Origin of the sequence: Streptomyces sp. NRRL F-5727, assembly GCF_000719555.1 — a bacterium.
In the GTDB taxonomy this organism is placed as follows: Bacteria; Actinomycetota; Actinomycetes; order Streptomycetales; family Streptomycetaceae; genus Streptomyces.
Genome location: NZ_JOGX01000020.1, coordinates 66,158 through 85,585 on the forward strand (window position 1 = coordinate 66,158; position 19,428 = coordinate 85,585).

19 protein-coding genes are annotated in these 19,428 nt (G+C 73.6%); 12 read left to right on the forward strand and 7 right to left on the reverse strand.

The genetic code is table 11. The features are described from left to right. Positions 1-6 precede the first annotated feature (6 nt). The gene (locus IF73_RS41005) at positions 7-195 is read right to left on the reverse strand and encodes a hypothetical protein (protein WP_158822016.1); all 189 of its coding nucleotides are present in this window, start codon (positions 193-195) and stop codon (positions 7-9) included. Here IF73_RS41005 and IF73_RS0116575 point away from each other — a divergent pair. The 7 genes from IF73_RS0116575 (at position 182) to IF73_RS0116605 (ending at position 7,945) form a co-directional block, all read left to right on the forward strand. After that, positions 182-2,116, forward strand: a complete 1,935-nt coding sequence (locus IF73_RS0116575; RefSeq protein WP_158822018.1) for a DUF6571 family protein — start codon at positions 182-184, stop codon at positions 2,114-2,116. The two genes, IF73_RS41005 and IF73_RS0116575, sit on opposite strands and share 14 nt — an antisense overlap. A gap of 7 nt (positions 2,117-2,123) precedes the next feature. Next, positions 2,124-2,768: a hypothetical protein gene (locus tag IF73_RS0116580; RefSeq protein WP_031008431.1), complete on the forward strand. Its 645-nt coding sequence runs from the start codon at positions 2,124-2,126 to the stop codon at positions 2,766-2,768. Positions 2,769-2,873: 105 nt separating this feature from the next. After that, entirely contained in the window at positions 2,874-4,331 is a 1,458-nt protein-coding gene (locus IF73_RS0116585; RefSeq protein ID WP_031008434.1) for an MFS transporter, read from the forward strand. 31 nt (positions 4,332-4,362) lie between these two features. Then, positions 4,363-4,560, forward strand: a complete 198-nt coding sequence (locus tag IF73_RS0116590) for a plasmid mobilization protein (protein ID WP_031008436.1) — start codon at positions 4,363-4,365, stop codon at positions 4,558-4,560. Then, positions 4,557-4,928, forward strand: coding sequence for a type II toxin-antitoxin system death-on-curing family toxin (locus IF73_RS0116595; protein ID WP_031008438.1), 372 nt, complete (start codon positions 4,557-4,559; stop codon positions 4,926-4,928). The genes IF73_RS0116590 and IF73_RS0116595 overlap by 4 nt, the downstream gene beginning before the upstream one ends. Positions 4,929-5,091: 163 nt before the next feature. Continuing rightward, complete coding sequence (locus IF73_RS0116600) at positions 5,092-6,885, forward strand: DEAD/DEAH box helicase (protein ID WP_037879424.1); 1,794 nt, start codon at positions 5,092-5,094, stop codon at positions 6,883-6,885. A 418-nt stretch (positions 6,886-7,303) separates the two neighbouring features. Further along, positions 7,304-7,945: an IclR family transcriptional regulator gene (locus IF73_RS0116605; RefSeq protein WP_031008443.1), complete on the forward strand. Its 642-nt coding sequence runs from the start codon at positions 7,304-7,306 to the stop codon at positions 7,943-7,945. 45 nt (positions 7,946-7,990) lie between these two features. On the opposite strand, the gene IF73_RS0116610 is transcribed toward IF73_RS0116605, so the two are convergent. Beyond that, on the reverse strand, positions 7,991-8,989 hold the full coding sequence (locus tag IF73_RS0116610; protein WP_031008445.1) for a winged helix-turn-helix domain-containing protein: 999 nt from the start codon (positions 8,987-8,989) through the stop codon (positions 7,991-7,993). A gap of 104 nt (positions 8,990-9,093) precedes the next feature. Between IF73_RS0116610 and IF73_RS0116615 the strand changes: the two genes are divergently transcribed. Both IF73_RS0116615 and IF73_RS0116620 read left to right on the forward strand, forming a co-directional pair. After that, positions 9,094-10,200: an acetylhydrolase gene (locus tag IF73_RS0116615; RefSeq protein ID WP_031008446.1), complete on the forward strand. Its 1,107-nt coding sequence runs from the start codon at positions 9,094-9,096 to the stop codon at positions 10,198-10,200. A 78-nt stretch (positions 10,201-10,278) separates the two neighbouring features. Continuing rightward, positions 10,279-11,061 (forward strand): S16 family serine protease, encoded by a 783-nt coding sequence (locus IF73_RS0116620; RefSeq protein WP_031008448.1) that lies wholly within the window; start codon positions 10,279-10,281, stop codon positions 11,059-11,061. Here IF73_RS0116620 and IF73_RS0116625 read toward each other — a convergent pair. From IF73_RS0116625 to IF73_RS0116635, 3 genes are all read right to left on the reverse strand, one after another. Beyond that, positions 10,994-12,304: an MFS transporter gene (locus tag IF73_RS0116625; protein WP_037879427.1), complete on the reverse strand. Its 1,311-nt coding sequence runs from the start codon at positions 12,302-12,304 to the stop codon at positions 10,994-10,996. The genes IF73_RS0116620 and IF73_RS0116625 overlap by 68 nt on opposite strands. Before the next feature lie 281 nt (positions 12,305-12,585). Beyond that, the gene (locus IF73_RS0116630; RefSeq protein WP_031008462.1) at positions 12,586-13,179 is read right to left on the reverse strand and encodes a helix-turn-helix domain-containing protein; all 594 of its coding nucleotides are present in this window, start codon (positions 13,177-13,179) and stop codon (positions 12,586-12,588) included. Between the two features lie 78 nt (positions 13,180-13,257). After that, positions 13,258-13,737 carry an Lrp/AsnC family transcriptional regulator gene (locus tag IF73_RS0116635; protein WP_031008464.1) on the reverse strand — a complete coding sequence of 160 codons (480 nt, stop codon included), beginning with the start codon at positions 13,735-13,737 and terminating at the stop codon, positions 13,258-13,260. Positions 13,738-13,858: 121 nt separating this feature from the next. On the opposite strand from IF73_RS0116635, the gene hppD reads away from it, so the two are divergent. Then, complete coding sequence (hppD, locus tag IF73_RS0116640) at positions 13,859-15,004, forward strand: 4-hydroxyphenylpyruvate dioxygenase (RefSeq protein ID WP_031008466.1); 1,146 nt, start codon at positions 13,859-13,861, stop codon at positions 15,002-15,004. A gap of 50 nt (positions 15,005-15,054) precedes the next feature. On the opposite strand, the gene IF73_RS0116645 is transcribed toward hppD, so the two are convergent. Next, positions 15,055-16,506, reverse strand: coding sequence for a tetratricopeptide repeat protein (locus IF73_RS0116645; protein WP_051716865.1), 1,452 nt, complete (start codon positions 16,504-16,506; stop codon positions 15,055-15,057). Between the two features lie 98 nt (positions 16,507-16,604). Here IF73_RS0116645 and IF73_RS0116650 point away from each other — a divergent pair, with 98 nt between their 5' ends. After that, positions 16,605-17,981: an FAD-binding oxidoreductase gene (locus IF73_RS0116650; RefSeq protein WP_031008470.1), complete on the forward strand. Its 1,377-nt coding sequence runs from the start codon at positions 16,605-16,607 to the stop codon at positions 17,979-17,981. A gap of 13 nt (positions 17,982-17,994) precedes the next feature. On the opposite strand, the gene IF73_RS0116655 is transcribed toward IF73_RS0116650, so the two are convergent. Continuing rightward, positions 17,995-18,483, reverse strand: a complete 489-nt coding sequence (locus IF73_RS0116655; RefSeq protein ID WP_031008473.1) for an SsgA family sporulation/cell division regulator — start codon at positions 18,481-18,483, stop codon at positions 17,995-17,997. 282 nt (positions 18,484-18,765) lie between these two features. Between IF73_RS0116655 and IF73_RS0116660 the strand changes: the two genes are divergently transcribed. Further along, a partial coding sequence (locus IF73_RS0116660) for a DUF2510 domain-containing protein (RefSeq protein WP_031008474.1) occupies positions 18,766-19,428 on the forward strand: 663 nt, incomplete at its 3' end.

A 19,428-nucleotide genomic window follows, 5' to 3' on the forward strand; every position in this document is an offset into this window, starting at 1 on the left:
GCCGAGCTACCAGCAGATCATGGAGATGGACTTCTCCGCCCTCACCGGCGCCGCGGACGGCTGGAAGAACATGGCGGCGAAGTTCACGATCCTCGAGGACATCTTCGCGAAGGAGGTCCAGAGCGTCTCGACGGGAGGCGGCTGGAGCGGGGAGAGTGCCACCGCGTCGATCCAGCCCTTCGTGGTGACGCGCAAGGAGTACGCCTCCGCGCAGAAGGAAGCGCGCGCCATGGAGTCGCTTCTTCGTGACGCGCACGCCGGGTTCGTCGAACGCAAGGCGGCGGTGAAGTCGGCGGTCGCCGACGCCGTCGACGCGGGGATGAAGGTCTCGGACAGCGGCGTCGCGAGCTACGACTTCGGCAAGGTCGACGCGGCCACGGCGAAGACCGTCCGTCAGGACCCGGACCTCCCGAACGTCGAGGACTCCCACACCCGCGCCATCATGAACGCGGTGAAGGCGGTCGCCGAGTGGGACGAGGACGTGAAGCGCGCCCTCCTGAACGCCTCGGGCGCGGACGCGACCTGGCCGGCCGGGTTCAACCCGAGGCCGGTCGGCGACGTCGAGGCGGTGGAGGCACTGGCCCTCACGGACAAGGTCCGCTCGGGGAAGGCATCGCCCGAAGAACTCGAGCACTACCGGGAACTCCTGCGCCAGAACGCCGACGACAAGCGCTTCAGCGAGGGATACCTGTACGGCCTGGGCGCGGAGGGGACGCTGCGACTCGCCGACCAGATGAACAGGGCGGCCAACGACGGCGACGTCTCCGCGGCCGACAAGAAGCTCTACGAGTCCATCACGACGAGCCTCGCCACGACGCTCGTGTCGGGCACCAGGGATCCGAACAGCTACGCCTACAAGCCCTTCATGCAGGAGCTCGACAACGTCGGCGACGAATCGCTGGGCGGTGACAACCCGGTCCACGGATACCAGGTCCTCACGACACTGATGGAGAACGGCGAAGGCTACGGAAAGCAGTTCCTCAACGACGTGGGCCACGGCATCATCGACGCCGAGCGGGAGCACGTGGACTGGGCGCACGACGACGACCCCGAGCGCCCGAACCTCGTGGTCGATCCGCTGGACGCACTGCTCAAGACCATGAGCGAGGACCCGGAGTCGGCCGAGTACTTCCTCGATCCGGCCGCCGAGGGGAACAAGAACGACCACCTCGCGTACCTGCTCACCGAGCGCGAGTGGAACCTCGAGGGCGCGCCCAAGGCGGAAGGCCTCGGCGCGGCCGTCCAAGCCGCGGCCACCGGGCACGAGCCCGGCGAGAAGCTCGGCCCGCCCGGTCCCCACACCGAGGGCCAGGCGCGCGTGATGCACGACGCCATCCGACTGCTCGACAACGAGATGGGCGGCGACGAGTTCCCGGAGCACCTGGAGAACCTGCGCCGGCCCATGGCGCAGGCGATGGCCGACTACGTGGCGGACACGCACGAGATCCTCGGCGGTCAGGACATGAACTACGGGGGCGTCGGGGGAAGCGACTCGATCCACGGTTCAGGAGACCGGGCGAACATCGCAGTGGGGCAGGGCAGCCTCGTCCGGGTCATGCGCGGTATCGCGGACGATGCCCCCGCGTTCTCCCTGCTGTACGACACCGAGCGGACCTACGCCGCGTCGGTGCTGAACGACGCCCCGAGCTTTTCCGGCAGGCTGCATGACGACAGCGCGGACTGGAACGTTCGGGCCCATGGCATCGGCAGTGCCATGGGGGCGTTGAACGGAATCGGTGCCGACGTCTACGTCGACAAGCAGGACGACAGAGAGAAGTGGGCTGAGGAGACCGCCAAGTACTCCATCAACGGCGTCAACGGCGTCGTCGGAGAGATTCCGTTGGTGGGTTCGGCGGCCAGTTCGCTCGTCGACACGGTCGGATTCGAATGGGAACAGAGCGTCGTGGACGAAGCCGAGGACACGGCCAAGCGGGAAGGAAGCGGGAACTATGCCGCAGGCGCGGACGGCCTCAACGCGATGATGCGAAACTGGGGCGAGCGTGAGCAGATCCTGGACAGCAACGCCTTCAAGGAAGCGCGGGAAGGGGCCAACAACTCCTTCACCGGCGGCAGGGACGCGGCGAAGTCGCATCTCCAGTCACCGAAGGCGGGATGACTTGCGCATGCGCTTCGCCGGGCTGCTCGTCCTTGCCGTGTTGGCGACGTCCTGTACGTCCGAGCCCGCGTCGATGCCGTCCCCGGATTACTTCTGCGGCATGGAAGAAGGCTCGGACGGCGAGAAGGCGGTGCAGCGGACGCTCCGATCCGATCAGTTCATCACGAACTTCTACATTCCGACGGAGAAGCTGGTGCAGCGGCTCGGATCAGGGCTGCGTCAGATGAAGCCGGGGAGTCACACGTCGCCCCAGTACACGTGCAGCTACAACCCTCGGCCCAAGGAAGGGTCGAAGGGAGTGGGCGTCGAGTTCTCGTGGACCTCTCCCGGCGCGTCGAACTGGAGCGGAGTCCCGGCGAAGGAGATCGCCCTTTACGACGTAAACGGTGCCCGTGTCGAGTCGACCTACTGGCTTTCCAAGCTTTTCGTGGCCTGCCGGCTGCCGGGAGAGCTCGACGAAGCCTCCCGGAAAGCGGTGTTCCGGGTTGAACTGTCGAACACGCTGAACTCCGAGAGGCGGGAGGACGCCGAGGCCCGGAAGCGGCAGATCGAGCTCCTCTACATCCTGGCGGGACGGGCCACCGACGCACTCGGTTGTGAGGGCGGTCCCCTCGAGGGCGCCCCCGTGGTGAAGCCGTCGCCCGCCGCGTAGGGCTCCGCCGTGGGCCGTCCGCAGCCGGGGAGTACGACCAAAGGGGGAGGCGGGATACGGCCCGCGACAGGGGTCATCTAAGGGAATGACCCTTACCCTGGGCCCATGAGCGCCCTCGAACCCCGTGATGCCGAGACCGCCGTCGTCCCGCCCCCCGAGGCCCCCCGGGGTTCGGTCCTCGACGTCGGTCATCGGGCGCTCAGCGTCGGCATCGTCTCCGTCGTGCTGCTCATCGCCTTCGAGGCGACGGCGGTCGGGACCGCCATGCCGGTCGCCGCGCGGGAGCTGGACGGCATGGCGGTGTACGCCTTCGCGTTCTCCGCGTACTTCACGACCAGCCTCTTCGGGATGGTCGTCGCCGGGCAGTGGTCCGACCGGAAGGGGCCGCTGCTGCCGGTGACCGCCGGGATGAGCGCCTTCGCGGCGGGGCTGCTGCTGTCGGGGACGGCCGGCGCGATGTGGGTGTTCATCCTCGGGCGGGCCGTGCAGGGGCTGGGCGGCGGGCTGGTGATCGTCGCGCTGTACGTGGTCGTCAGCCGGGCGTACGCCGAGCACCTGCGGCCCGCGATCATGGCGGCCTTCGCCGCGAGCTGGGTCGTGCCGTCCGTGGTCGGGCCGCTCGCCGCCGGGACGATCACCGAGCACCTCGGGTGGCGGTGGGTCTTCGTCGGGATCCCCGCGCTGGTCGTGCTGCCGCTCGCCCTCGCGCTGCCGGCGATCCGGCGGACCGCCTCCGGGCCCGCCGATCCGTCGGCGCCGGTCGCGCCCTGGGACCGGCGGCGGATCCTGCTGGCGCTCGCGATCTCGGCGGGGGCGGGGCTGCTCCAGTACGCGGGGCAGGAGCTGCGCTGGCTGTCGCTGCTGCCGGCCGCCGTGGGCGCGGCGCTGCTCGTGCCGGCCGTACGGGGGCTGCTGCCGCGCGGTACGGTCCGGGCGGCGCGCGGACTGCCGTCGGTGGTCCTGCTGCGCGGGGTGGCGGCGGGGTCCTTCATCGCGGCCGAGTCGTTCGTGCCGCTGATGCTGGTCACCCAGCGCGGGCTCAGCCCCACGCTCGCCGGGCTGTCGCTGGCCGTCGGCGGTCTGACCTGGGCGCTCGGCTCGTGGATCCAGTCGCGGCCGTGGACGGAGCCGTACCGGGAGCGGCTGGTCGTGCTCGGGATGCTGCTGGTGGCGGCCGCGATCGCCGCCGCGCCGAGCGTGCTGCTGCCGGGCGTGCCGGCGTGGGTGGTCGCCGTCGCCTGGGCCTTCGGGTGCCTCGGCATGGGCGTGGTGATCGCCTCGACGAGCGTGCTGCTGCTGAAGCTGTCCCCGCCGGAGGAGGCGGGAGCGAACTCCGCCGCGCTGCAGATCTCCGACGGCCTGTCCAACGTGCTGCTGCTCGCCGCCGGCGGCGCGGCCTTCGCGGCGCTCGGCGGCGGGGCGGTCGGGCACGCGGTCGGCGCCACGGCGTCCGGGGCGTCCCACCCCGGGGCCTTCGCCGTGGTCTTCCTGCCGATGGCGGGGGTGGCGGCGGTGGGGGCGTGGGTGGCGACGCGGCTGCGGGGCGGAGCGGAAGGCCGATGACACCAGGTGGTACCACGCGGTACCGTGAGGTATGGCCGGTCTGAATGTCAGGTTCACCGAGGAAGAGCTGGAAGCCCTGCGCGAGCGTGCGGAGGCCGAGGGACGCAGCATGCAGTCCTTCGCCCACGATGCCGTGATGCGGGCCGTGAACGAGCACTCACGTCTCTTCAACGAGGCAGCCGAGCACGTGCTGAAGGCCAGTGGGGAGCTGAACCGGAGGCTCGCGTGACGTACTACCTCACCCTCCCCGAGTTGCTGAACCTGGCGGCCAGGCTGGGCGCGGACGAGGTGCGGGACTACGGTCTGCTCGACTCCGCCCTGGCGCGCCCGCAGTCCAGCGTGTTCGGACAGGACGCCTACCCCGACGTGTGGCAGAAGGCCGCCGCGCTCATGGAGTCACTGGCTCGCAACCACGGCCTCGTGGACGGCAACAAGCGCATCGCCTGGTACGCGACCTGGGTCTTCCTGCACCTGAACGGGCATCCGCTCGACGCCGACTTCGACGTGGACGAGGCCGAGACGTTCGTCCTCGACGTCTGCCAGGGGGCCCTCGACGTCCCCAAGATCGCCGCGCAGCTCCCGAGGTTCGCACGCTGAACCGAGCCCGTGCCGCGCCCCGGATGTGAGACTCGCCGCACGGCCCGAGGTCAGAGCGCCGGCCGTCCCGTGTTCGATCGAGGTTCCGGCCGCCCCGCCGGTAAGGTGGCCCGGTTGTCATATCTGGACGAGCGTCTGGACGAGCGTCGAACCGTGACCGGAGATCGTGACTACCACCGCCACCTCCTCTCATCACCTCTCTCCCGCCTTCCCCGGCCGTGCTCCCTGGGGCACCGCCAACAAGCTGCGAGCCTGGCAGCAGGGCGCGATGGAGAAGTACATCCAGGAACAGCCCCGTGACTTCCTCGCCGTCGCCACCCCCGGCGCCGGCAAGACCACCTTCGCCCTGACCCTCGCGTCCTGGCTGCTGCACCACCACGTCGTGCAGCAGATCACGGTCGTCGCCCCCACCGAGCACCTGAAGAAGCAGTGGGCGGCCGCCGCCGCGCGGATAGGGATCAAGCTGGACCCGGAGTACAGCGCCGGGCCGCTCAGCAAGGAGTACGACGGCGTCGCCCTCACCTACGCCGGTGTCGGTGTGCGGCCCATGCTCCACCGCAACCGCTGCGAGCAGCGCAAGACCCTCGTCATCCTCGACGAGATCCACCACGCCGGTGACTCGAAGTCCTGGGGCGAGGCGTGCCTGGAGGCGTTCGACCCGGCCACCCGCCGGCTCGCCCTCACCGGCACGCCGTTCCGCTCCGACACCAACCCGATCCCCTTCGTGACGTACGAGGAGGGGAACGACGGCATCCGCCGCTCCTCCGCCGACTACACCTACGGCTACGGGAACGCGCTCGGCGACGGCGTCGTCCGGCCGGTCATCTTCCTCTCCTACAGCGGCAACATGCGCTGGCGCACCAAGGCCGGCGACGAGATCGCCGCCCGCCTCGGCGAGCCGATGACCAAGGACGCGGTCTCGCAGGCGTGGCGCACCGCGCTGGACCCGCGCGGCGAGTGGATGCCGAACGTGCTGCGCGCCGCCGACCAGCGCCTCACCGAGGTGCGGAAGTCCATCCCGGACGCGGGCGGCCTCGTGATCGCCTCCGACCAGGAGTCGGCCCGCGCCTACGCCAAGCTGATCCGCGAGATCACCGGCACGAAGGCGACCCTCGTCCTCTCCGACGAGGCCGCCGCCTCGGACCGCATCGACGAGTTCAGCGAGTCCACCGACCGCTGGATGGTCGCCGTCCGCATGGTGTCCGAGGGCGTCGACGTGCCCCGCCTCGCCGTCGGCGTGTACGCCACCACCATCTCCACCCCGCTGTTCTTCGCGCAGGCCGTCGGCCGCTTCGTGCGATCCCGCAGGCGCGGCGAGACCGCGTCCGTGTTCCTTCCCACCATCCCCAGCCTCCTCGGCTTCGCCACCGAGATGGAGGTCGAGCGCGACCACGTGCTCGACAAGCCGAAGAAGGAGGGCGAGGAGGACCCGTACGCCGAGTCCGAGAAGGAGCTCGCGGAGGCCGAGAAGCAGCAGGACGAGGACACCGGCGAGCAGGACATGCTGCCCTTCGAGGCGCTGGAGTCCGACGCCGTCTTCGACCGCGTCCTCTACAACGCCGCCGAGTTCGGCATGCAGGCCCACCCCGGCAGCGAGGAGGAGCAGGACTACCTCGGCATCCCCGGCCTCCTCGAACCCGACCAGGTGCAGCTCCTCCTCCAGAAGCGGCAGGCCCGGCAGATCGCGCACAGCCGGAAGCGGCCGGACAGCGAGGCGGACCTGCTGGAGCTGCCGGCCGAGCGGCGTCCCGTCGTTTCCCACAAGGAGCTGCTCGAACTGCGCAAGCAGCTCAACACCATGGTCGGCGCCTACGTCCACCAGAGCGGCAAGCCGCACGGCGTGATCCACACCGAGCTGCGCCGGGTCTGCGGCGGGCCGCCGAGCGCGGAGGCCACCGCCGGGCAGATCCGCGAGCGGATCAAGAAGGTGCAGGAGTGGGCCACCCGGATGCGGTGACCCGGAGGCTCGACGGACAGGGGAGAGGCCCGTACGACGGCGGTCGTACGGGCCTCTCCGCCGTTCCGTGCGAAGCGGTACGGCACCGGGGCCGGCCCCCACGGACGGCCATCGGCACCCTCCACGCTACGGGCACGACATAGCCGCATCTGTCAGCCAAAGTCCCGAGGAGGGCCGACGAAAGTCCTGAACCGTCCGCATCCGGTCGTCCGCGCCCGGATTCTGGACGAGGTCTTCCGCTGAGCGGAGCGGGTCGCTACTGTCCCGGCACAAAGCAACCGCCCCGTGGCAGCGCCGCCGCGGAGCGCAGCCGGTGTACCCCTTCCTGCCGGCGGCCTCTGACGTGCGTCGCCGACGGGACCGGCGCCGCGAACCCCGTGGGAGCCGCCGCCACTCACTTTCCGAAGGAGAGGGCGTCGTGACCGCGGAGACCTCCCAGACGCTCGACAGAGGACTCAGAGTCCTCAAGCTGCTCGCCGACACCGACCACGGCCTGACCGTCACCGAGTTGTCCAACAAACTCGGCGTCAACCGGACCGTGGTCTACCGTCTGCTCGCCACCCTGGAACAGCACGCCCTCGTCCGCCGCGACCTCGGCGGCCGGGCCCGTGTCGGCCTCGGCGTGCTGCGCCTCGGCCGCCAGGTCCACCCGCTGGTGCGGGAGGCGGCCCTGCCCGCGCTGCGCTCGCTCGCCGAGGACATCGGCGCGACCGCGCACCTGACGCTCGTCGACGGGGCGGAGGCGCTCGCCGTCGCCGTCGTCGAGCCCACCTGGACCGACTACCACGTGGCCTACCGGGCCGGCTTCCGCCACCCGCTGGACCGGGGCGCGGCCGGCCGGGCGATCCTCGCCGCCCGCCAGGGCACCCTGATCGACCCCGGCTTCACCCTCACCCACGGCGAGCTGGAGGCCGGGGCGAGCGGGGCGGCGGCGCCGCTGGTCGGGATCACCGGCATAGAGGGCAGCGTCGGCGTGGTCATGCTGGCGGACGCCGTGCCGGAGCGCGTCGGCCCCCGTGTCGTGGACGCCGCCCGCGAGGTCGCCGACGCCCTGCGGTAGCCGTCCCGCGCCCACCGGCTCCGTCCACCGCGGCGGCCGCGGCCCTCACCGGCGGAGCAGCAGCTCCGCCGTCGCCGTGCGGCTGTGGTGGACCGAGCGGCCCGTGCGGGCCGTGGCCAGGAGGCCCGCCGCGCGGAGGGCCGCGGTGTGGGCCGAGACCGTGGCCGCCGACACCCCGAGGGCCCTGGCCAGTTCGGTCGTCGTCCGGGGGGCGGGCAGGGCGCGCAGCAGCGCGGCCCGCGTCGGGCCCAGGACGCCCGCCAGCGGCTCCCCGGGCCGGTCGGCGCCCCCGTCCGGTACGGGAGGCAGCCCCGGCCCCGCCGGGTACGCGACGACCACCGGCCGCCCCGGCCGGTCCTGCACCAGCGGCCCGCCCCGCCAGTGGAACGTCGGCGCCAGCACCAGCCCCCGCCCCCGGAGACGTACGTCCCGGACCGCCACCCCCGCCCCGGCGCCTCCCGCCCCGGCCGCCCCCGCCCCCGCCGGCCACGTCCACACCCCGCCCTCGAAGGCCGAGCCCGGCGCCAGGGCCGTCAGCGCCGCCCCGAGCCCGCCCTCCGCCAGCGCCACCGCGTGCCGGGCGAACTCCTCCCGGTGCAGGTCCTGCACCTGCCCCCACACCGGCGCCAGGACCGCCCCGTACGCCGCCCGCTGAGCGGCGGCGAGCGTCCGCCAGCCCTCCGCCCCGCCGGCGTGCAGGGCCCTGATCCACGCCGGAGCCGGGCCGCGCCCGGCGTACACCCGCTCCAGTTCGGACCGTACGAGCTCCGGGGCCGCCGCCCGGATCTCCGCGAAGCCCTCCTCCCGGGTCCCGCCCCGCACGTCGAGGAACACGGGGGGCGAGCCGCCCGGCACCAGATCGGCCAGCGGCGCCGCGGCCGCCGGCAGGGCCCGCAAGGTCCTGGCCCGCCACCGCCCGAAGAGAAGCCCCTCGTGGGGGGCGCCGAGCATCAGCAGCGCCGCGTGCAGCTCCGGCACCGGCGCCGGGCGCGGCGCGCACCGCACCCGCGCCAGGTCCTCCACCGTGAAATGGACCCGCAGCACGTCCCCCGCCCCTCTCCGCCGTCCGTCCCGCGCCCCGTGGCCGGCCTTTCGGGTACGGCCTCAAGGCTCGGCCCGGCGCGGCCCCGGGCTCCAGGATGCCGGGCATGAACCCTCTCTCCCGCCGCACCCTGGTCAGGACCGCGCTGCTCGGCGGCGCCTCCGCCGCCCTCACCGCCCTCACCGCCGGCACCGGCCCGGCCGCCCGGGCCGCCGCCCCGTTCGTCCCGGTGCTCCCCGCGCCCACCGGCCCGCACCCCGTCGGCGTCGTCCGGCACACCTTCACCGACCGGGACCGCACCGACCCGTGGGACCCCGCGCTCGGCGCCCGGCAGGTCGTGGTCAGCGCCGTCTACCCGGCCCGGACCGTCGCCGGACTCCCGCGCGCCCCGCAGCTCACCCCCGCCGAGGCGCCCGTCTTCGGGACGCTCGCGCCGCTCGTCCGGGGGCTGCCGGCGGCAGGCGTCGACTGGGCCGGGACGCTGACCCACGCGCACTCCGGGGCCCCGCCGCTGCCCGGGCGCAGGCCCGTCGTGCTGTACACGCCCGGTGGCGGCGACGCCCGCACCCTCGGCAGCGGGCTCGCCGAGGAGCTGGCCAGCCACGGCGCGGTCGTCGTCCTCGTCGACCACCCCGGCGAGGCGAGCCAGGTGGAGCTGCCCGACGGGTCGGTCCGGGAGACCGTCCTGTTCGGGCCGCCGGACCCGGTGACCTTCCGCACCATGGTGGACACCCGCGTCGCCGACCTCCGGCTCGTCCTCGACCGGTTCGGCGAACTGCCGCTCGGCACCGGGCCCGACCCGCGCCGCACCGGGATCTGCGGCCACTCCGCGGGCGGCACCGCCGCCGCGCTGCTCGCCGCCCGCGACCCGAGGATCCGGGCCGTCGCCGACCTGGAGGGCTATCTCGACCTGGAGCCCTGGCCGGGCCACCGCCCGCTGCTCCTGATGGCCACCGACGGCTTCGAGGGCGCCGAGCGGATCGCCCGCTCCTGGGCGGGCCTGCGGGCCAGCCGCCGTACCCTGCGCGCCGCGAACCACTGGGTCTTCACCGACCACGCCGCCGTCGTTCCCCAGCTGCACGCCGCCGGGCTCGTCACGGACGCGGTACGGGACGGGCTCGTCGGCCCGGGCGACGCGGCGGCGGCCTTCGCGGCCGTCCGCCGGGAGCTGCGCGCCTTCTTCGGCGGGGCCCTGGGCGGGACCTGCCGCTGACCGGCCGCTGACCGGTCGCTGACCCGGCCCGGATCCGGGGCCCAGTAGATTGGACGCGTGCTCTCGCGTCTCTCCCGTATGCCCCGGTCCCGTGTGCTCGCCGCGTGCGCCGTGCCCGTCGTGGCGCTGGTCGCCGTGGCCGGGCTCGCGCCGCTGCCGTTCGCCATCGCCCAGCCCGGGACCACCGCCGACGTCCTCGGGAAGGACAAGGGCCGGGAGGTCATCACGATCACCGGCGCCCCGGTCCGCCCCACCACCGGCCAGCTGCGGATGACGACGATCCTCGCCACCGGCCCCGGCACCGACGTGGACCTCGCCGAGGTGGCCGACGCCTGGTTCCGCACCGACCGGGCGGTGCTGCCGCACGACTCCGTCTACCCGCCGGGGAAGTCCGACGCCGAGATCGAGCGGCGGAACCTCGGGCAGATGAAGGAGTCCCAGGACGCGGCCGCCGTCGCCGCCCTGAACTACCTGAAGCTGGACCCGGCCGAGGTGAAGGTCGAGCTGCACCTCGCCGACGTCGGCGGCCCCAGCGCCGGACTGCTCTTCGCCCTCGGGGTGGTCGACAAGCTCGACGGGAACGGCGACGGCGGCGACCTCACCGGCGGCAGGACCGTCGCCGGTACGGGCACGATCGCGCCGGACGGGAAGGTCGGCGCGGTCGGCGGCGTCTCCCTCAAGACCCAGGCGGCCGCCCGCGACGGCGCCACCGTCTTCCTCGTGCCGAAGGACGAGTGCTCGGACGCGGAGGCCGAACTCCCGGACGGGATGCGGCTCGTGCCCGTCTCCACCCTCAGCGACGCGGTGACGTCCCTGCGGGACCTCGGACAGGGGCGGGAGTCGAAGGTTCCGAGCTGCTGACGGAGACCTTGTCCATGCCGCGCCAGGCGGGGAAGACCGCCGGCGCGAGCGTCACCAGGAAGTAGAGCGCGCCGACGCCCAGCAGCGTGCCCGTCAGCCCCGCCCGCTCCACGACCAGACCGGTGACCAGACCGCCCAGCGGGGTCGCCATCAGGACCCCCGCCGTGCTGGCCCCCGCCACCCGGCTGCGCAGCTCCTCCGGCACCCGCTCGTACATCACGGTCCCCAGGATCGGATTGAGCACCCCCGCGCCGAGCCCCGCCGCCACCGCCGCCACCAGCAGCGGCACCACCGTCTCCGTCGTCGCCGCCACCACGAACATCGGGGCGCCCGCCGCGAGGAAGCCCACCGTGAAGACCCCACGGCGGCGGAAACGGTGCCCCACGGCGCCGTAGAGCAGCGCCCCGGCGAGCGCGCACCCCGCGAAGACGGCGACCAGCAGACCCTGCGTCGCGGGCCCGCCCAGGTGCTCCCGGGCGTGCAGCGGCAGCAGGACCGAACTCCAGCTCAGCGAGAGCCCGTTGGTGATCATGACCATCAGCATGATGCCGAGCATCAGCCGGTCGCCGAACAGGTACGCGTACCCCTCGCGGAGGTCCGCGCGGTAGCGCGCCGGGGAGAGCGGCGGCCCGTCACGCCGCGGCGCGGCGGCGGCGACCCGGCGCAGCCCGACGGCGGTCAGCACGGCGGAGGTGCCGAACGTGACCGCGTCCAGCAGCAGCACGCTGTCCGCGCCGACCACCGCGACCAGCACGCCCCCGAGCGCGGCCCCGCCCATCCGCGCCCCGCGGTTGACCGCGTCGAACAGGCTCGTGGCCCGGGCCAGCGGGGTCCCGGCGCGCGCGGCGAGGTCCGGCACCATGACGTACCGGGCGGTCTCGCCGGGGGCGTGGAACAGGCCGCTGACGCCCATCAGCACGCACAGCAGCCCGTACGAGAGCAGCCCGGTGTGGTGCAGCAGCGGGATCGCGGCGAGCGCGACCGCGCAGACCAGATCCGACGCGATGGCCACCCGGCGGCGGCCGATCCGGTCGACGACCGGCCCGCCGGCGACGGCGGAGAGGACGACGGGCAGGGCGGCGCAGAAGGCGACGAAGCCGGCCTTGCCGGGGGAGCCGGTGGTCTCCAGGGCGAACCAGGGGACGCCGATGAGGGTGAGTGAGTTGCCGGCGATGGAGATGGCGTTGGCGGTCAGGACGGTGAGCAGGGGTTTCCGGTCGTGCCGTTCGGTCGCGTTCTTCACTTGTGGTCCCCCGTGGGTGGTCGGGTGGGCGGTGCGGGTGCGGGTGCGGGTGCGGCGTGGGGTGCGGGGGGCCGCGGCGCGGGGCGTCTCCCCCACCCCGCCCCTTCCCGTAACCGGGGCTCCGCCCCGGACCCCGGTCCTCAAACGCCGGGCGGGCTGAAAACAGCCCGCCCGGCGAAATCCAGCCTCGCCGGCGCGTGAGGCGCGGGGGTCCGGGGGCGGAGCCCCCGGTTACGGGAAGGGGCGGGGTGGGGGAAGGCCCCGCGTGGCGGCCCCCGCCGTCACGCCTCGCGCTGCGGGAACGCGTGCAGGTGGAGCCGTACGCGCGCGGCGTCCGGCGCCTCGGGCGCGTTCCGGTACTCGTCGATCAGCGCGTGCAGCCGTCCGCCGAGTTCGCGCGCGGCGGCGGGCGACAGGCGCAGGGTGAAGTCGCTCATGTCGGAGGCGCCGGTCCAGTCGGGCCATTCGTGGCGGGTGGCGAGCCAGGTCGACAGTTCCTGGGTGTGGTTGGTCGCGATCTCGTGGAGGAGCAGGTCGGCGGCGCCCCGTACCTCGGGGTCGGCGTTCCGGTCCAGGGACTCGTCCCAGCGGATGCCCTGCTGGGCGGCCTTCCACCACCGCTCCCGCCCCTTCCCGAGGCTGGGGTCGTCCTTGACGAAGCCGTGGGCGGCGAGCTGGCGCAGGTGGTAGCTGGTGGCTCCGCTGGATTCGCCGAGGCGTTCGGCGAGCTGGGAGGCGGTGGCCGGCCCCTGGTGGCGCAGGGACCGGAGGAGCTGCATGCGGAGGGGGTGGGCGAGGCCGCGCAGGGAGCGCGGGTCGAGCACGCGGGTCTCGTGCTCCTCGGGGGCCTTCGGGGCCTTCTCGGGCTCGGGCATGCGCTGAGCGTAGGCATGCAAAGAAGACGTTGCAAGGGTTTCTTTGCAACGTCTTCTTTGCATGTCACCTCCGGGTGGCTACTCCGCCGGCTCCCCGCCCGCCGCCTGCTCCACCAGCGGGATGATCCGCAGCGGCACCGCGTTCTCCATCACGATCGCCGTCGACGCCCGCACGATGCCCTCGAACGCCACCACCTTGTCGATCACCCGCTGGAGGTCCGCGTTCGACCGGGCCACCAGCCGGCACAACATGTCCCCGTGCCCGGTCGTCGTGTGCAGCTCCAGCACCTCCGGGACGGTCGCCAGGTGCTCCCGTACGTCCGCGCCCTGGCCCTGCTTGATCTCCAGCGTCGCGAAGGCCGTCACCGGGTACCCCAGCGCCGCCGGGTCCACCTGCGGCCCGAAGCCGCGGATCACCCCGCTCGCCTGGAGACGGTCCAGCCGCGCCTGGACGGTGCCGCGGGCCACCCCGAGCCGCCGCGACGCCTCCAGGACGCCGATCCTCGGCTCCCTCGCCAGGAGCACGATCAGCCGCCCGTCCAAATGATCGATCGCCACGGGGCCCTCCGAATGGTCACGATGTACAAGTCGCCCGCCGATACTCGCTGGTCGCTGTGCATATTGACCACCCCTCCGGCGAACTATTGCGCACCTTGCGGGTCGGCGGGACGCTGAGCCCATGACTGAGACCCTTGACCACACCCCTTCCACCGCGCGCGAGGCCGACCCCTTCCCGGTGAAGGGCATGGACGCGGTCGTCTTCGCCGTCGGCAACGCCAAGCAGGCCGCGCACTACTACTCCACGGCCTTCGGCATGAAGCTGGTCGCCTACTCCGGACCGGAGAACGGCAGCCGCGAGACCGCCAGTTACGTCCTCACCAACGGCTCCGCCCGTTTCGTGTTCACCTCCGTCATCAAGGCGACCAGCGACTGGGGCCGGTTCCTCGACGAGCACGTCGCCGAGCACGGCGACGGCGTGATCGACCTGGCGATCGAGGTCCCCGACGCCCGCGCCGCCTACGCCCACGCCGTCGGGCAGGGCGCGACCGGCCTGGTGGAGCCGTACGAGCTGAAGGACGAGCACGGCACCGTCGTCCTCGCCGCCATCGCCACCTACGGCAAGACCCGCCACACCCTGGTCGAGCGCTCCGGCTACGACGGCCCGTACCTCCCCGGCTACGTCGCCGCCGCCCCGATCGTCGAGCCCCCGGCCAAGCGCACCTTCCAGGCCATCGACCACTGCGTCGGCAACGTCGAGCTCGGCAAGATGAACGAGTGGGTGGCGTTCTACAACGACGTCATGGGCTTCACCAACATGAAGGAGTTCGTCGGCGACGACATCGCCACCGAGTACTCCGCCCTCATGTCGAAGGTCGTCGCGGACGGCACCAAGAAGGTGAAGTTCCCGATCAACGAGCCGGCGATCGCGAAGAAGAAGTCGCAGATCGACGAGTACCTGGAGTTCTACAACGGCCCGGGCGTCCAGCACATCGCCCTCGCCACCAACGACATCGTCGCCACCGTGCGCGCGATGCGCGCCGCCGGCGTCCAGTTCCTGTCCGTCCCGGACACCTACTACGACACCCTCGGCGAGTGGGTCGGCGACACCCGCGTGCCGATCGACGAGCTGCGCGAGCTGAAGATCCTCGCCGACCGCGACGAGGACGGCTACCTGCTCCAGATCTTCACCAAGCCGGTCCAGGACCGCCCGACCGTCTTCTTCGAGATGATCGAGCGCCACGGCTCCATGGGCTTCGGCAAGGGCAACTTCAAGGCCCTCTTCGAGGCCATCGAGCGCGAGCAGGAGAAGCGCGGCAACCTGTAGGGCCGGCGGCGCGTCCGGGGCGGGGCACGGGGCCCGTCCCGGACGCGCGGTCACATCTCCGCCGCCTTCGCGGCCTTCGCCGGCTTCACCGGCTTCACCGGCTTCACCCCGCCCTCGGGCGGCAGCGCGTCCTTCGGCACCGCGTCCGGGTCCGGCTCGCCCAGCCCCGCGAGCGCCGCCTCCGCCCGGGGCGCGTGCAGCGGCGAGAACGACGGATGGATCCGCAGCGCCTCCTCCAGGTGCCGCCGCGCCGGCCCCGTCCGCCCGAGCGCCCGCTCGATCTCGCCCAGGTGGTAGGTGTACGCGGCGCTGCGCAGCCCCTCGTCGGTGGCCCGCCGCGCGTACGGCAGCGCCTCCTCCGGCTCGCCCGCCCGGTACAGCGCCCAGCCCAGCGCGTCCGCCACCGCCACCGACCGGTGGCCCTTCGCCCACGCGGCCCGCAACCGGACCACCGCCGCCCCCGGATCGCCGTGGTCCGCGTCGAGCAGCCCGAGCACCACCTCGGTCGACGGGGAGGCCCACCTCCCCTCCCGCAGCCGCCCGTACGCCGCCCGCGCGTCCCCGTCCAGGCCCAGCGCCTCGGCCAGCTCCCCGGACTCCAGGACGTACTCCGGCAGCGGCTGCCGGGCCAGCGCCGCCCGCCAGTCCCGCTGCGCCTCCTCGGTCCGCCCCAGCGCCGCCAGCGCCCGCGCCCGGCCCGCCAGCGCCGGACCGTGGTCCCGCACGAACCGCAGCGCCGCCCCGTACCGCTCCAGGGCCTCCGCCGGCTCGCCCCGCTCCCACGCGAACTGCCCGAGCCGGGAGTACGCCGCCGCCCGCTCCGCGTCCGTCGCCGCCAGCGCCGCCGCGTCCAGGGCCGTGGCGTCGGCGTCCTCCCGCCACCCCCGGTCCCGGTAGACCTGCGCCGCCCGGCCCCGCACCACCGGCCCGCCGTGCAGCTTCTCCAGGCTCTCCATCGCCTTCCGGGCCGCCGGATAGTCCCCGAGCCCGTTGTACGCGTCGATCAGCAGCGGATACGTGTTCCACCGCCGCGGCGCCGCCGCGCGGACCCGCTCGCCCCACGCCTTCGCGCCCTTCCAGTCGCCCCGCGCCCCCGCGAGGGCCCCCAGGCCGAGCTGCGCGTCCACGTTCCCCCGGGCGGCGGGCAGTTCGGCGAGCGACCGGTCCAGGGCCCGCTCGGCGCGCGGGAGGTCCCGTGCGTCCCCGAGCCGGGTGCCCCGCTCCGTATAGGCGGCACCGAGCACCGCCCACGACGCCGCGTCGTCCGGGTGCTCCGCCAGCCACCTCTCCCGGTCGCCGATCAGCGCCACCAGGTCCGGCAGGGCCGCCGGCGCGCCCGCGTGCGCCGCGCTCGCCGCCCGCTCCGCGGGGCCCGGCGGCCGCGCCGGGGCGTCCCGGTCCAGGAACTCCGGCAGGTACAGCAGCGCCGTCGCCGCCAGCACCGCCGCCACCCCGGAGGCGAGCACCACCCGCGACACGTTCTGGCTCTTCATCGCGCACATGCGCCTCACTGTGCGCCCGCGCCCGCTCGTACGAAGAGCACACCGGCCGCCCGTCCCGGCGGGTTCACACCGATGGCCGTCGGTGCCAGGCTGGAGGCATGGACGATCTTCAGACGCTCCTCGCGGACCTCCACGCCGGGCTCCCCGCCGACGCCGTCCTCACCGACCCCGACGTCACCGCCTCCTACGCCCACGACATGGCGAGCTTCTGCGCGGCCGGCACCCCCGCGGCCGTCGTGCTCCCGCGCACCGTCGAACAGGTCCAGCACGTGATGCGGACCGCGACCGCGCACCGCGTCCCGGTCGTGCCGCAGGGCGCCCGCACCGGACTCTCCGGGGGCGCCAACGCCTCCGAGGGCTGCGTCGTGCTCTCCCTCGTCAAGATGGACCGGATCCTGGAGATCGACCCGGTCGACCGCGTCGCCGTCGTCGAACCCGGCGTCGTCAACGCCGTCCTGTCCCGCGCCGTCAACGAACACGGCCTGTACTACCCCCCGGACCCCTCCAGCTGGGAGTCCTGCACCATCGGCGGCAACATCGGCACCGCCTCCGGCGGCCTGTGCTGCGTCAAGTACGGCGTCACCGCCGAGTACGTCCTCGGCCTCGACGTCGTCCTCGCCGACGGACGTCTCCTCACCACCGGCCGGCGCACCGCCAAGGGCGTCGCCGGATACGACCTCACCCGCCTCTTCGTCGGCTCCGAGGGCAGCCTCGGCATCGTCGTGAAGGCCGTCCTCGCCCTCCGGCCGCAGCCGCCCGCCCAGCTCGTCCTCGCCGCCGAGTTCCCGTCCACCGACGCCGCCTGCGCCGCCGTCTGCGCGATCATGGAGCGCGGCCACACCCCGTCCCTCCTCGAACTGATGGACCGCACCACCGTCCAGGCCGTCAACCGGACGGCGCGGATGGGCCTCCCCGAGACCACCGAGGCGCTCCTCCTCTGCGCCTTCGACACCCCCGACCCGGCCGCCGACCTCACCGCCGTCGGCGAGCTGTGCACCGCCGCCGGCGCCACCGAGGTCGTCCCCGCCGCCGACGCCGCCGAGTCCGAACTCCTCCTCCAGGCCCGGCGGCTCTCCCTCCCCGCCCTGGAGACCCTCAAGCCCGCCACGATGATCGACGACGTCTGCGTCCCCCGCACCCGGCTCGCCGAGATGCTCACCGGCACCACCGCCATCGCCGAGAAGTACGCCCTCACCATCGGCGTCTGCGTCCACGCGGGCGACGGCAACACCCACCCCGTCGTCTGCTTCGACCACACCGACGAGGACGAGTCCCGGCGCGCCCGCGAGTCCTTCGACGCGATCATGGCGCTCGGCCTCTCCCTCGGCGGCACCATCACCGGCGAACACGGCGTCGGCGTCCTCAAGAAGGAGTGGCTGGCCCGCGAGCTCGGCCCGGTCGGCGTCGAACTCCAGCGGGAGATCAAGCGCGTCTTCGACCCGCTCGGGCTGCTCAACCCCGGAAAGCTCTTCTGACCCCGGGGGGCCCTCACAGCTCGCCGTCCGACTCGTCCGACGGCCACGGGTCGCGCAGCCACAGGTCGTCGCCGACCACGGTGGTCGCGAGCAGCTCCGCCAGCCCGTCGTCGATGCCCAGCCGCTCCGACTCGGTGCCCGGCGGGACCGCGCGCAGGGTCCGCTCCAGCCAGGCGGACACCTGCGCCGACGGGGCCTCCAGGAGCGCGTCGCCGTCGGGGGAGGAGAGGGCCATCAGGATGACGCTGCGGCCGTCGACCTTCGTCGGCCAGATCCGCACGTCCCCGTGACCGCAGGCCCGGAAGACGCCCTCGACCAGCAGCTCCCGGGCGAAGGTCCAGTTCACCGGGTGCTCGGAGCCGATGTGGAAGGTCATGTGCACCGCGTACGGGTCGTCGCTGTGGTACGCCAGTCGGGCCGGCACCGGGACCGAGCGCTCGGGGGACAGCACCAGCTTCAGCTCCAGCTCGCGCTCGACGGTGGTGTGCTCGGTGTTCCGCATGACTGACTGCCTCTCGCGTAGGGGCCCCGGACGGGCCTTCACCTGGAGAGAGCGCGGTGGACGCGGTTCATTACGCGACTTCGGGAAGTTTTTTTCGGGAAGTTCCTCCGGCCGCCCACCACCCCGGTCCCGGGCCCGAACCTCACGGGGAGTGAGTGATTCCGTCCTCCTTCGCGTGAAGGCGGGCTTTCTCGCGGGCTCTTTCCTCCCTCGCGGAGGTTCTTCGTTACTGTGCCTCCTTAGTGTGGTGACGGAACGTTGTGACTGAACGGAGTCGGGGCAGTGGCTACTCCTCCCGGAGGCGGCGGCGAGGTACCGCAGGCGGGGTACTACCCGGACCCGTCGATCCCCGGATACATCCGGTACTGGAACGGCGGCTCCTGGGTGCCCGGCACGAGCCGGCCCGCCCCCAAGGACGGCGAGGCCGCTCCGGTCCCGCCCGCCTCGGCCATGCCGGCCGGGCCGATCCTCGCCCCGAGCCCCGCGCCGGCCCCGGTGCCGGCCCCGGTGCCGGCGCCCGCACCGGAACCGACGCCGGCCCCCGCCCCCGCGCCGGCCGCCGTCGAGGAGACCGGGCCCGTCTTCCTCGACGAGGAACCCCCCGCCAGGGAACCGGCCACCGCCTGGCGCGCCGACGCCGCCCGGCAGTCCGGCCGCGCCGACGCGCAGGGCCGGCCGGCCGCCTGGGCCGCGCCCTCGCCCGCCGCGCCCGCCGCCGAGCCGTCGCCCGCGCCCGCCGTGCCCGACCCGAGGTCCCCGGTCCAGTGGCCGGCCGCCCCCGCGCAGGCCGAGGCGCCCGCGCCGGCCGCCGACCCCCGGAGCGCGAGCGCCCCCGCCCGCCTCGGCGGCATGCCGGTCACCCCGGCCCCCGCCGCGACCCCGGCCCCGGCCCCGGCTCCGGAGCCCGTCCGCGAGGCCCCCGCCCCGGCGCCCGCGCCCGTACAG